Source organism: Kitasatospora sp. NPDC058115 (assembly GCF_042884635.1).
GTDB lineage: Bacteria > Actinomycetota > Actinomycetes > Streptomycetales > Streptomycetaceae > Kitasatospora.
Window position 1 is genome coordinate 68,510 of sequence record NZ_JBHVTL010000009.1, and the last position, 12,047, is coordinate 80,556.

Here is a 12,047-nt window from a genome sequence, read left to right on the forward strand (position 1 = left end):
GCGCCGAGTTTTCCGATGATGGGGACATGGTGTGTACGACGGGCGGAACGCGTCGTCGAGTCCGTTCGAGCAGTCCGTCTACCTTCTCGCCGAGGCCGGCAGGGCGGTCGACCGGCTGTTGGCGGCACGGCTGGACGTGCGGGGGCTGACCCCGGTCCACCACACGCTGCTGTCGGTGCTGGCCCAACTGGGGCCGCACGGCCGCCACGACCTCACCAGCCGCGTGAGCGCTCCCGGGCCGGAGGCGGATCAGGCGCTCGACGACCTGCTGTCGGCACGCCTGCTGCAGTCGATGGTCGTCCACGTCGGTGGGCGGCAGGAGGTCCTGGCGATCACCGCGCCCGGCCGGGCCGCTCTGGAGGTGCTCCACGGCGACGCGTCGGCGGTGCAGGAGGATCTCCTGACGTCCTTGACGAAAGGGCAGCGCGCCGAGCTGAACTCCCTGCTCCGGCGGGTGTGCGCGGCCGCCGCCCGTGCGGCCGAGCGACCCGCGCAGCCCCAGGGGGCCGGGAATGGTTGGGTACTGACAGCAGGCGGCCGCCGGACGTGGGCTCCGGTGGGCGGGACCGCCGGTGTGGGCGGGAGCGCCGGTGTGGCCGGGGAGGCGGACACGGCCCCCGGCCACCGGACATCCGCCCGGCCCTGACGCGACGGCCGCGTTCAGTTCGGGACCGGGCTCGGATCCGGGTCCTGGTCGGTGGGCGACGCCGGCTTGCAGAGCCCGAGTGGCAGCACGGTGTCGGCGTGGGCGGACACCAGGGGAAGGTCGTGGCTGACGAGGACCACGGCGAGGCCCCTGCTGTCCCGTATGTCGCGCAGGAGGTCCATGATGCCGTCGGCGGTGTCGGCGTCGAGGGCGGAAGTGATCTCGTCGCAGAGCAGGACGTCGGGTTCGGCGGCCAGCGCCCGGGCGATTGAGACGCGCTGGCGCTGCCCGCCGGAGAGTTCGTGGGGGTAGCGGGCGGCGTGGTCGGGGGTGAGGCCGACCGCGGTGAGCAGTTCGGCGACGCGCGCGGCGCAGCGGTCGGCGGGCAGGGCGAAGTGGAGGCGCAGCGGGCGGGCGAGGGTGGCGCCGACGGTGTGGGCGGGGTTGAGGGCGCCGAGCGGGTTCTGGGGGACGAGCTGGATGCGGCGGCGCTGGTCCCGGCCGCGGCGCCGGTAGGAGGGGGCCAGAGCTCCACCGCCGAGGGTGACGCTGCCGGCGTCGGGCCGGTGGAGGCCTGCGAGGGTGCGCAGCAGGGTGGTCTTTCCGCAGCCGGACGGGCCGGTGATGCCGGTGAGCGTGCCGGGCCGCAGTGTGAGGTCGAGGCCGGTCAGGACGTGGTGGCGGTCGCGGCCCGTGCCGACGGTGGCGTGGAGCGCCGTCACCTCGACGACGGGCTCGGTCGCGGGGGTGTCGGTGTGACGACGCCCGGCCGGGGCCGGAGCTGCGGTCGGGGCGATGGTGGGGCGGGCGGGCCGCAGGGCGAGGACGTCGTCGGCGCAGCGGGCGACGAAGTCGGGGTCGTGGCTGGTGAGGGCGATGGCGATGGTGCCGGTGGTGGCGATGTCGCGCAGGAGGTCGGCGATGTCGTCGCGCAGGGCGGGGTCGAGGCCGGCGGTGGGTTCGTCGAGGAGGAGGATCGCCGGGCGTCGGGCGAGGGCTCGGGCGAGGGCGACGCGCCGTTGCTGTCCGCCAGACAGGGCTGCCGGGCGGCGGCGTTCGATTCCCTCGCCGAGCGGGAGGTGGACCGCGCGCAGCAGGTCCGGTACGGAGGTGCTGCGGCGGTCGGCGGCGGTTTCGGTGATGAGGTGTGCAACGCGCATGCGGGGGTTGAGTCCGGAGCCGGGGTCCTGGCCCACGAAGGCGAGCTGGTGGCGGCGCAGGCGGCGCAGTTCCTCGGGTGGGAGGGTGAGGATGTCGTGGCCGAGGACGGTGAGGTGTCCGGCGGTGACGTGCGCGCCGGGCGGGAGGGCGCCGGTGAGGGCGCGCAGGAGGGTGGTCTTTCCGGCGCCGGAGGGCCCGGTGATGGCGGTGATCCGGCCGGGGGTGAGGGTGAGGCCGGCGTCGGTGAGCAGGTGCGCGCCGTGCAGGGTGATGGACAGTGCGGTGGCGTGGGCGGCAGGGGCGGGGGTGCTCACAGCGGGGTCTCCGGGGTGGGCCGGGCGGGGGCGAGGGCTTCGGCGGCGAGGTTGACGCTGATGGCGAGCAGGCCGATGGCCAGGCAGGGCGCGCCGACGGCCCAGGGGTTGAGGGTGATGCCGGCGGCGTTCTCGCGGATCATCAGTGCCCAGTCGGCTTCCGGGGGCTGGGGTCCGAGCTGGAGGAAGGCGGCGACGGAGACGATGTAGATGCCCTCGACGAAGCGCAGGCCGAACAGGGCGATGACGGTGGAGCGCAGGTTGGGCAGGACCTCGCGCACGGTGAGGTGCCACAGGTTCTCGCCGCCTGCCGCGGCGGCTTCGACGTAGCCGGTGGTGGCGATGGGTGCGGCCGCGGCGGAGACGATCCGTACCGCGTAGGGGATGCCGAGCAGGGTGGCGGCCGCGGCGACGGCCAGGCGTCCGCCGGCGGGCCAGGCCAGCGCGATGAGCATGATGGCGAGGACGGAGGGCAGCAGGATCGTCAGGTCGGCGGCGCGTTCGATCCACCGGCCGAGGGCCGGGCGCAGGGCGGCGATGATGCCGGTGGCGGTGGCGGCCGCGGTGACGATGAGGGCGATGGCCAGGGCGGTGGCGATCAGGGGTGCGCCGCCGCTCAGGAGGCGGCTGAGGACGTCGCGGCCGAGCTGGTCTCCGCCCAGTGGTGCGTCACCGCCCGCTTCGGCGTAGGGGAAGGCGACCGGCGCGTCGATCGGGTGCGGGGCCAGGAGTGGGCCGGCGAGGGCGAGGGCGACGAGCAGCAGGGCCGGAACGGCGGGCAGGAGCACGCGCCGCGCCCGTCGGGTGGGCGCGGGTGCTGCGGGCTTGGTGGGGACGGTCATCGGCGCTCGTCTCCGAGGGCGGTGGTGCGGACGGTGTCGGCGAGGAGCAGAAGCAGGCTGATGGAGGCGCCGGCGGCGGCCACGACTCCGGCGACGAGAGGGGTGTCGCGGTCGCTGATGGCTCCGGCGAGGACGGCGCCGATGCCGGGGTAGTTGAAGAGGGTCTCGACGACGACGGTGCCGCCCAGCAGCATGCCCGCGGAGGTGGCGATGCCGACCGCGATGGCGGGCAGGACGCCGGGGAGCATGTGGTGGCTGAGGATGCGCCGACGAGGCAGGCCGTCGAGGATCGCGGCCTGGACGTGTGGCAGGGCGGCCTGGTCGGCGAGGGCGCCGCGCACGATACGGGTGTTCCAGCCGATCTGGGGGACGGCCAGGGAGAGCAGCGGTAGGACGATCATCGTCCACGACTCGGGTCTGCCGTGCGGGCCGGTGATGGTGACGGCGGGCAGCCAGCCGGTCCACTGGGACAGCAGCAGGAGCAGGGCCACGGAGACGACGAACTCCGGCAGGGCGAACGCGGCGGTGGACAGGGCGTCGACGGCGCGGTCGGTGCGTCCGCCCGGGCGCAGAGTGGCCCAGCCGCCGAGGGCGAGGGCGCCGGCGGTGCTGAGCGCGAGGGCGAGGGTGCCGAGCAGGAGGGTGTTGGGGAAGGGGCCGGCCAGGACGTCGGTGACGTGCCGGCCGCGGGCGGTGGTGCCGAGGTCGCCGGTGGGCAGGCCGGTCATCCAGTCCCAGAAGCGTTCGGCGACCGGGCGGTCGAGGCCCATGGCGGTGCGGCGGGCGGCGAGGTCCGCGGCGGTGACGCCCCGGTCGGAGGTCGCGCCGGCGGCGTCGCCCGGCAGCAGTTCGATGGCGGCGAAGACCGCGGCGAGCAGGACGACGAGCAGCACCAGGCGTCGGACGGCCTGCCGGGCGACCCGGCCCGCACCGGGGAGGATGCGGGCCGGGAGGCTTCGGGACGCCGACGCGTCCGCGGGGTGAAGGGTGGTCAACGCGCCAGCCAGGTCTTTTCGAGCTGGACGCGGCCGTAGCCGGGGAGCTTGGGCAGGTCGCGGACGGCCGCGCCGGCGAGGTCGATGCCGTCGGCCATGCCCCACAGCAGGTAGCCGGACTTGGCGAACTCGGTCTCCTGGAGCTGGTGCAGCAGCTTGCCGCGCTCGGTGGCGTCGACGGTGCCCATGGCCTTGCGGTAGGTCTCGTCGAAGGTGGGCTCGTTCCAGCCGGACTCGTTCTGGCCGGCGTCGGAGAGCATCGTCTTGGAGGCGAAGAAGACGACGGAGTCGTTGGTGCCCCAGTAGGTGGTGTAGAGGGTGCCCTTGAGCCAGGTGTCGTCCCAGAAGACCTTGGAGTCCTGCTTCACGACGTTGATCTTCACTCCGGCCTCGCGGGCCTGGGTGGCGAACAGGGTCGCGGACTCGGCGAGGCCGGCGATGTCCTCGGTGGTGATCAGGTCGTAGGTCTTGGCGGTGTCGAACCCTGCGTCGGCGAGCAGTTGCTTGGCCTTGGCGAGGTCGCGGGTGCGCTGGGGGATGTCCTTGGCGAAGGCGGGGTCGCCGGTGCCGAGGATGTCGTTGGCGACGCTGCCGTAGCCGGAGAGGACCTGCTTGACCATGGCGTCGCGGTCGACGGCGAGCTTGAGGGCCTCGCGCACCCGGGCGTCGGCGAACGGGCCGTCGGCGGTGCGCATGACGATGGGCATCGCCATGTCGTTGGGACGGCGCACGATCTGGACGTCCTTGCGGGCCTCGGCGGTTCGGGCGGCGACGGCGCCGACGTTGGAGGCGACGTCGATCTGCCCGGCGAGCAGGGCGTTGGCCATGGCCTGGGGGCTCTCGAACAGGCGGACCTCGACGGCGTCGAGGAGGACCGTGCCGCCGTACCAGTGGTCGTTGCGCACCAGGCGGGCGTTGCCGTCGCGGTACCAGTCGAGCTTGAACGGGCCGGTGCCGGGGGCGCCGGCGATGGCGTCGTCCTTGGTGTCCTTCTTGAGGACGAAGGTGGTCAGGCGGGTGAGCAGCGGCAGGTCGGCGTTGGGGTAGTCGGAGACCAGGACGACGGTCCTGGCGTCCTCGGCCGTGATGCCCTCGGGCTGGATGCCCGGCAGTCGGCTCTTGCCGGCGGGGGTGTTGCGCAGGCGCTTGAGCGACCAGACGACGTCGTCGGCGGTGACAGGAGTTCCGTCGTGGAAGGTGGCGCCGTCGGCGAGGGTGAAGCGCCAGGTCTTGAGGTCGTCCGACGGCTTCCAGGAGGCGGCGAGGCGGGGGGCCGTGTTGGCCGTGGCCCCGGGTATCGCGAGCGTGTCGTAGACCAGGCTGATGATGAGGTAGTCGCTCTCGTTGGCCTGGGTGCCGTGCGGGTCGCGGGTGACGGCGGAGGCCTTGCCGAGCGCACCGACCTTCAACGTGCCTCCGGCGCGGGGCTGCTGGGAGGCCCCGCCGGAGGGGGCGGTGTCCTTGGATCCTCCCGTGCCGCTGCCGCAGGCGGCGAGTGCGCCGACCGCCCCGATGCCGGCACCGGCCCACAGCAGCTGTCGTCTGGTGACGCCCACGTTCGATCCTCGTTTCGGGTCTCGCTCGATTTGCTTAGGTTTACCTACCCTAAGTTTCGGCCAGGATGCAAGCCGCCGGGCGGAGCGCAACTCCCTCCGGACCCTGCGCCCCCTACCCCGCAAAGCGGCTCTTGAGCAGGCGAATTGACTCCGCGCGGCACGTGCGCCGCCACCCGAAACTGAGACTACGTAAATGTAGACATCCAGCCGAGTAAGGCTTGCCTTACTTCGAAGTCGTTGTTACGTTCCTGCCTCCGGGCCGTTCGAGCCGTCCCGGACCACGCCCCCGCGAAGCTCCCGCCGCCGTCCCGCACCGGCGCGGTGATGCCACCTGCCCGCACCCCGCACTTCCTCTCCCGTCCCCGGAAGGCCCCACCGTGCCCACCTGCCCTGCCCCGGTACGCCGCCTCGACACCGCCGCCGCTGAGGAACTCACCACCACCGCCGCCGAACTGCTGGCCTTCCACGGCTCGGCGACCAGCCCGGCCCTGCTGGCCGACCTGCCCCTCGCGTGTGCCCGGTTCAGCGAGCCGCTGCGCCGTCAGCTGCGCCCGGTCGACACCGCCGACGGCCTGTTCGTCCTGCGCGGCCTGGTCATCGACGACACGGGGCTCGGCCCGACCCCGGGCCACTGGTCGACCGTCGCCGACGCCGGTGCGGTGTGGGACGTCGCCCTGCTGCTCGTCTCCGCCCTGATGGGCACCCCGATCGCCTGGGACGGCCAGCAGGACGGCCGCTTCGTGCACAACATCGTTCCCTCGCCCGGCCACGAGAGCGAGCAGACCGGCGCCTCCAGCGCGGTGCTGCTCACCCCGCACACCGAGGACGCCTTCCACCCCGGGCGCGCGCACCTGCTGCTGCTGTGCTGCATGCGCAACCACGACAGCATCGCCACCACCACCGCCAGCGTGCGCCTGACCGAGCTCGCGCAGGCCGACCTGGAGCAACTGCGGCGGCCCGTCGCACCGATCCTTCCCGACGACGCCTACGAGCAGGCCCGGAAGTTCGGCGGCCGGCCCGCGCCGGTGCCCACGCTCTTCGACTCGCCCGAAGGCCTGACCATGCGCTACGACCCCGCCTACACCCCGCTGGAGAAGGCCGACCCGGCGTGGCGCCAGGCGTACGAACGTCTGGGCCAGGAGCTGGCCCGGGTATCGGTCGCGGTGAGCCTTGAGCCCGGAGACGTCCTGGTCGTCGACAACGACCTCGTCGTCCACGGCCGCGTCCCCTTCCAGGCCCGCTACGACGGCACCGACCGCTGGCTCAAGCGCGCCTCGGTCCGCGTCGAGGGCCGCCCCACCCGCCCGCTCGCCGAGCACGACGAACACGGCTACGGCCAGGCCGCCCTCACCGCCTGGGCCGCCTGAACCACCCCCACCGACGCCGCCTCACCACCTCGAAAGGGCACCGTCATGAACCGGGACGACACCACCTTGCGCGTGCTGTCCACCAGCGACCTCGCCGGCCTGGACATCGCCCTCGCCGATGTCGTCGACACCGTCGAACAGGCCTACCGCACCCTGGCCGCCGGCGAGTCCGACAACCCCCGCAAGCTCACCGTCAAACCCGCCGACGGCCACTCCGTCTCCTACGCCATGCTCGGCCGTGACGGCGTGCGCAACGTCGTCGCGATCAAGACCTCGTACAAGCATGGCCTGCACGAGAGCCGCGACAACCAGCACTACTACACGACGCTGACCATCTACGACGACGTCACCGGCCTGCCCGTGGCGATGATGGACTGCTCCCGCATCGGCTCGCTGCGCACCCCGGCCGTCTCCGCGCTGCTGGCCCGCGAGTGCGCCGCCCCCGGCTCCTCGACCGCGCTGGTCATCGGCACCGGCACCCAGGGGCGCCTCGCGTTGCCGTTCCTGCTCACCACCCTGCCGAAGCTGGAACGGCTGCTGCTGTCCGGCACCCACCCCGACGGCATCGCCGCCGTCCGCGCCGAACTCGCCCGCCACTTCCCCGACCGCGCGATCGAGCTGGTCACCGACCTCAAGGCCGCGGCCCGCGACGCCGACGTCATCGTCGCCACCGCCGGCGCCCACACCCCGGCCGCCGTCGAGGCCGACTGGCTGAGGCCGGGCACGGTGTCGATACTCGTCGGCCACGGCCTCGCGCCCTCCACCCTCCACCGCGCGGACCGGGTGATCGCGACCAGCGAGGCCCAGATGCACGTCACCGGCACCGACATGGCGGACACCGACGGCAACCTCCCCGCCGTCGACCTGGAGCTGCCCGTCGTCATCTCCGGCGTCTCCAAGGCCCGTACCGCCCCCGAGCAGCGGATCTTCGCCTACAACAGCGGACTCGTCGTCACCGACATCGCCCTCGGCCACCGCTTCGCCCAGCTCGCCACCGACCAGGATCTCGGCACCGAGGTGGCCCTGTGGCGCTGACCCTGCCCGCACACCCCGACCCGCTCGCCGACCGCCTCCACACCAGCGGCCTGCTCCACGAACTCGCCCACGGCCTCGGCGGCCCCTTCCACTACCTGCTGCCCGAACGCTTCGACGCCAACCTGGCCGACTTCCGCGCCGCCCTCACCGAGGCCGGCGTCGAAGGCCGCGTCTACTACGCCAAGAAAGCCAACAAGGCCGCGGTGTTCATCGACCGCTGCGCCGCCGCGGGCGCCGGAGTCGACGTCGCCTCCCTCGGCGAACTGCGCGAGGCACTGGGGTACGGGGTGCGCGGCGAGGACCTCGTCATCACCGGCCCCGCCAAGTCCGGGCAGCTGCTGGACGTAGCCGTCCGGCAGGGCGCGCTGATCGCCGTCGACGCCCCCGACGAACTGGAACGGCTCCTCGCCCTCGCGGGCCACCGGCCCGCGCGGGTGCTCCTGCGCCGCCACCCACCCTCCCAGCGCCGCAGCCGCTTCGGCCTCGACGACGCCCAACTGCACGAGGCACTACAGCGGTGCGCCGACGCCGGCGACGCCGTCCGGATGGAGGGATTCAGCTTCCACCTCTCCGGCTACGAGATCCAGGAACGCGCCGACCTCGCCGGCGAGCTCGTCGACCGCTGCCTCAAGGCCCGGGCGCTGGGCCTGCGGGCGGACCGGATCAGCATCGGCGGCGGCTTCCCCGTCGACTACGTCCCGGCCGACGCCTGGGACACCTTCCTCGCCGAGAACGACCCGGAGCACTACCACGGCCGCAAGGCCTTCACCGCAGGCGACTTCTACCCCTACCACTCCCCCGTCGCGGGCGCCGACGCGCTGCGCGCGATCCTCGCCACCCACCCGGGCGGATCAGGGGCGAGCTTGGCCGAGCGCCTGCGCCAGGCCGGGGTGATGCTGCTGCTGGAGCCCGGCCGCGCCCTGCTCGACCGGGCCGGATCCTCGGTCTTCCACGTCCAGGGCGTCAAGGACCGCACCGGGTACGGCATCGTCACCGTCGACGGCACCAGCCTGAGCCTGTCCGAGCAGTGGTTCAACAGCGAGTACCTGCCCGAACCTGCCCTGCTGCCCCAAGGGGACCGCGAGGTCGGCCCGTACGAAGCGTGCGTGGGCGGCGCCAGCTGTCTGGACTCCGACCTGCTGACCTGGCGGAGGATCCGCTTCCCCACCCGCCCCCGGTTCGGCGACCTCCTCGTCTACCCCAACACCGCCGGCTACCAGATGGACTCCAACGAATCCCCCTTCCACGAGCTGCCGCTGCCGCCGAAGGTCGTCATCGACCACCCCTACGCGAACGGCCGGCCCCGCTGGCGTCTCGACCGCTGACCCGCCGGTTGACCCGCCCGCCCGCCACGCCCGACCGCCACGCCTGCCCCGTCCGCACTGCCCCACGGAGCCACACGCCATGACCGACGCCCTGACCCGTCCCCCGGTGGTCAGCCGGATCTCCGACCTCATCGGCTACACCCCGCTGTTCGAACTCGCCCGGGCCGACAACGGCGCCCGCCTGCTGCTGAAGCTGGAGATGTTCAACCCCACCGGCAGCGCGAAGATCCGTATGGCCCGTCAGATGGTCCTCGACGCCGAACAGCGCGGCGAACTGCGCGAGGGCGGCCACATCATCGAGTCCACCTCCGGCAACACCGGCCTCGGCCTGGCCGTCGTCGCCGCCGAACGCGGCTACCGCTTCACCGCCGTCGTCGACAACCACGCCGCCGCCGACAAACTGCGCGGCATGAAGGCCATGGGCACCGAACTGGTCTACGTCGACGCCGACACCGACGGCGAGGAACTCCACACCGCCGCCCGCGAGGAACTCGCCGAGGACATGGCCCGCGGCAAGGACAACACCTTCTTCACCGAGCAGCACAACAACCCCAGCAACGCCGTCGGCTACTACGCCGTCGGCCGCGAGATCGCCCAGGCCCTCGACAACCGCGTCGACGTGCTCATCGGCGCCGTCGGCACCGGCGGCGGACTGTGCGGCACCGCCCGGGAGCTGAAGAAGAGCGTCCCGGACGTCGCCGTCGTCGGCGTCGAACCCAAGGGTTCCATCGCCTTCGGCCCTCCCGCCCACGACTACTACCAGTCCGGCACCGGCACCCCCGAAGGCGCCACCATCGGACTGCTCGTCGACTACGACCTCATCGACGAAGGCGTCAAGGTCGGTGACGTCGAGGCCTTCGCCACCGCCCGCGTCGTCGCCCGCCGCACCGGCCTGCTCATCGGCGGCTCCGCCGGCGGCGTCGTGCACGAGGCGCTGGACCGGCTGCCCCGGCTCGCCCCCGACACCGTTATGGTCGCCTTCATCAACGACGGCGGTGAGAAGTACATGGACACCGTCTTCAACGACGACTGGATGACCGCCCGTGGCCTCCTCGTCCCCGAGGTCGAAGCCGGGATCGACGAGGTCCTCACCAAACTCCGCAGGAACTGAGCCTCACCATGCAGCAGTTGACCACCCTCGCCCGCGACGGCCGCGCCCTCGCCGCCCTCGCCGTCCCGCTCGCCCTCACCCAGCTCGCCCAGGTCGCCCTCACCACCACCGACACCATCATGATGGGCGCCCTCGGCACCGAGGCCCTCGCCGCCGGCGGCCTCGCCCTGGTCATCTTCAACCAGCTGCGCACCATGGGCGTCGGCCTCGTCACCTCCGTCGGCAACCAGGTCGCGGCCGCCGCCGCCCGCACCGAGAAGTCCGGTGAGGCCGGAGACGGCGACGAGGTACGCGGCCTGGTGAGGGCGGCCATGGCCGTCGCCACCCTCGCCGGCCTCGCGGGCGCCGCCCTCATGGTCCTCATCGGGCAGGCCGCCACCCTCCTCGGCCAGGACGCCGACGTCGCCCACCGCGCGCAGGGCATGCTCGCCGCCCTGGCGCCCGGCCTGGTGCCCTGCCTCTGGTTCCAGGCGATCCGCCAGTTCACCGTCGGCATGCGCCGCCCCCAGGCCCTGCTGCGCATAACCATCGCCTCCGTGGCGATCAACGCCGCCCTCAACTGGGCCTTCATCCACGGCACCTGGGGCCTGCCCGAGCTCGGCCTCACCGGCATCGGAGTGGCCACCAGCAGCGTCTACCTGCTCTCCTTCCTCGCCCTCTACGCCTCCGCCCGCCGCGACCCCCGGCTGGCACCACTGCTCAGCCTGGACTTCTGGCGTGCCGACCCGCCCACCGTGCGGCGCCTGCTCGGCCTCGGCACCCCGATCGCCGCCACCTACGGCTCCGAAGCCGGCTTCTTCTCCGTCACCGCCCTGCTCGCCGGCAGCTTCGGCGCCGCCGCCCTCGCCGCCCACACCGCCGTCAACCAGCTCATCTACATCGTCTTCCAGGTCGCCGTCGGCCTCTCCCACGCCGCCTCCATCAACGTCAGCCGCGAACTCGCCCTCGGCGAGTACGCGGCCGCCCGACGGATCAAGAACACCGCCCTCGCGTGCGGCGCCGTCGTCACCACCCTGGTCGGCATCGCCTATCTCGCCGTCCCCGACCTCGTCCTGCGGCCCTACTTCGACGCCGGCACGGCCGCCGACCAGCAAGGCCTGCACATCGCCACCAGCCTCCTCGCCGTCGTCGCCGTCCTCCAGTTCTTCGACTGCGCGCAGAACATCGGCGTCGGCCTGCTGCGCGGCCTCGACGACACCAAGAGCGGCTTCCGCATCACCCTCATCGGCTACTGGCTCGTCGGCCTGCCCGCCGCCTGGCTCCTCGCCTACCCACTCGGCGGCGAGACCCGCGGCCTGTGGCTCGGCCTGCTCATCGGCCTTGCCACCACCGCCGTCCTCCTGCTGCGCCGCTACGGCCTCGCCCTCACCGCCAAGGCAGCCGGCGTCCACGAGCCGGCCATCACCGGCTGAATCGCGGCTGGTCCAGACTCAGTGGAGCCGGACCGGAGGAGGGTCTCACGCGCGACATGTGCCAGGTCCCGGCCGGCAGCATCCGGCCGGGCGAGGTCCCGGAGGCCGCCGCGCTGCGGGAAGCCCGGGAGGAAACCGGACAAGAGAGGCAGCCGATGCACCGCACCACCGAACCGCACCATCCGACCGACCAGCGGCACCGATGCCATCCAGAGCTTCAGCCTGGACTCCCGTCACCGCCCTGGCGATGGTCTTCAAGCTCGTCGAGTCCGCCAAAATGACC

The 12,047-nt window shown here is 72.9% G+C and carries 11 protein-coding genes; 7 read left to right on the forward strand and 4 right to left on the reverse strand.

Features of this window, described 5'->3' with window-relative positions:
* The first annotated feature begins 31 nt into the window (after positions 1-31).
* Entirely contained in the window at positions 32-646 is a 615-nt protein-coding gene (locus ACFVVL_RS11900; RefSeq protein WP_387673692.1) for a MarR family winged helix-turn-helix transcriptional regulator, read from the forward strand.
* A gap of 14 nt (positions 647-660) precedes the next feature.
* Here the strand turns inward: ACFVVL_RS11900 and ACFVVL_RS11905 are convergent, their stop codons facing one another.
* From ACFVVL_RS11905 to ACFVVL_RS11920, 4 genes are read right to left on the reverse strand one after another with little or no spacing between them, the layout of a single operon-like run.
* On the reverse strand, positions 661-2,121 hold the full coding sequence (locus ACFVVL_RS11905) for an ABC transporter ATP-binding protein (RefSeq protein ID WP_387673695.1): 1,461 nt from the start codon (positions 2,119-2,121) through the stop codon (positions 661-663).
* Positions 2,118-2,963, reverse strand: coding sequence for an ABC transporter permease (locus ACFVVL_RS11910; RefSeq protein ID WP_387673698.1), 846 nt, complete (start codon positions 2,961-2,963; stop codon positions 2,118-2,120). Before ACFVVL_RS11910 ends, ACFVVL_RS11905 begins: the two co-directional genes overlap by 4 nt.
* Positions 2,960-3,958, reverse strand: a complete 999-nt coding sequence (locus tag ACFVVL_RS11915) for an ABC transporter permease (RefSeq protein ID WP_387673701.1) — start codon at positions 3,956-3,958, stop codon at positions 2,960-2,962. Before ACFVVL_RS11915 ends, ACFVVL_RS11910 begins: the two co-directional genes overlap by 4 nt.
* Entirely contained in the window at positions 3,955-5,514 is a 1,560-nt protein-coding gene (locus ACFVVL_RS11920) for an ABC transporter substrate-binding protein (protein WP_387673704.1), read from the reverse strand. The genes ACFVVL_RS11915 and ACFVVL_RS11920 overlap by 4 nt, the downstream gene beginning before the upstream one ends.
* Positions 5,515-5,891: 377 nt before the next feature.
* On the opposite strand from ACFVVL_RS11920, the gene ACFVVL_RS11925 reads away from it, so the two are divergent.
* The 6 genes from ACFVVL_RS11925 (at position 5,892) to ACFVVL_RS11950 (ending at position 12,045) form a co-directional block, all read left to right on the forward strand.
* Positions 5,892-6,881, forward strand: coding sequence for a TauD/TfdA family dioxygenase (locus ACFVVL_RS11925; RefSeq protein ID WP_387673707.1), 990 nt, complete (start codon positions 5,892-5,894; stop codon positions 6,879-6,881).
* A gap of 45 nt (positions 6,882-6,926) precedes the next feature.
* On the forward strand, positions 6,927-7,916 hold the full coding sequence (locus tag ACFVVL_RS11930) for an ornithine cyclodeaminase family protein (RefSeq protein WP_387673710.1): 990 nt from the start codon (positions 6,927-6,929) through the stop codon (positions 7,914-7,916).
* Positions 7,907-9,241 carry a Y4yA family PLP-dependent enzyme gene (locus ACFVVL_RS11935; RefSeq protein ID WP_387673713.1) on the forward strand — a complete coding sequence of 445 codons (1,335 nt, stop codon included), beginning with the start codon at positions 7,907-7,909 and terminating at the stop codon, positions 9,239-9,241. Before ACFVVL_RS11930 ends, ACFVVL_RS11935 begins: the two co-directional genes overlap by 10 nt.
* Positions 9,242-9,320: 79 nt before the next feature.
* Positions 9,321-10,352, forward strand: coding sequence for a cysteine synthase family protein (locus ACFVVL_RS11940; protein WP_387673716.1), 1,032 nt, complete (start codon positions 9,321-9,323; stop codon positions 10,350-10,352).
* Positions 10,353-10,360: 8 nt separating this feature from the next.
* The gene (locus tag ACFVVL_RS11945; RefSeq protein ID WP_387673719.1) at positions 10,361-11,764 is read left to right on the forward strand and encodes an MATE family efflux transporter; all 1,404 of its coding nucleotides are present in this window, start codon (positions 10,361-10,363) and stop codon (positions 11,762-11,764) included.
* Between the two features lie 56 nt (positions 11,765-11,820).
* A complete protein-coding gene (locus ACFVVL_RS11950; protein ID WP_387673721.1) occupies positions 11,821-12,045 on the forward strand; it encodes an NUDIX domain-containing protein in 225 nt (74 codons plus the stop codon).
* The last annotated feature ends 2 nt before the right edge of the window (positions 12,046-12,047 follow it).

Bases quoted from the DNA above. Each gene is read 5' to 3' on its own strand.
- ACFVVL_RS11910 (WP_387673698.1), bottom strand. From the start codon at position 2,963: ATGACCGTCCCCACCAAGCCCGCAGCACCCGCGCCCACCCGACGGGCG.
- ACFVVL_RS11930 (WP_387673710.1), top strand. From the start codon at position 6,927: ATGAACCGGGACGACACCACCTTGCGCGTGCTGTCCACCAGCGACCTC.
- ACFVVL_RS11940 (WP_387673716.1), top strand. From the start codon at position 9,321: ATGACCGACGCCCTGACCCGTCCCCCGGTGGTCAGCCGGATCTCCGAC.
- ACFVVL_RS11945 (WP_387673719.1), top strand. From the start codon at position 10,361: ATGCAGCAGTTGACCACCCTCGCCCGCGACGGCCGCGCCCTCGCCGCC.
- ACFVVL_RS11950 (WP_387673721.1), top strand. From the start codon at position 11,821: ATGTGCCAGGTCCCGGCCGGCAGCATCCGGCCGGGCGAGGTCCCGGAG.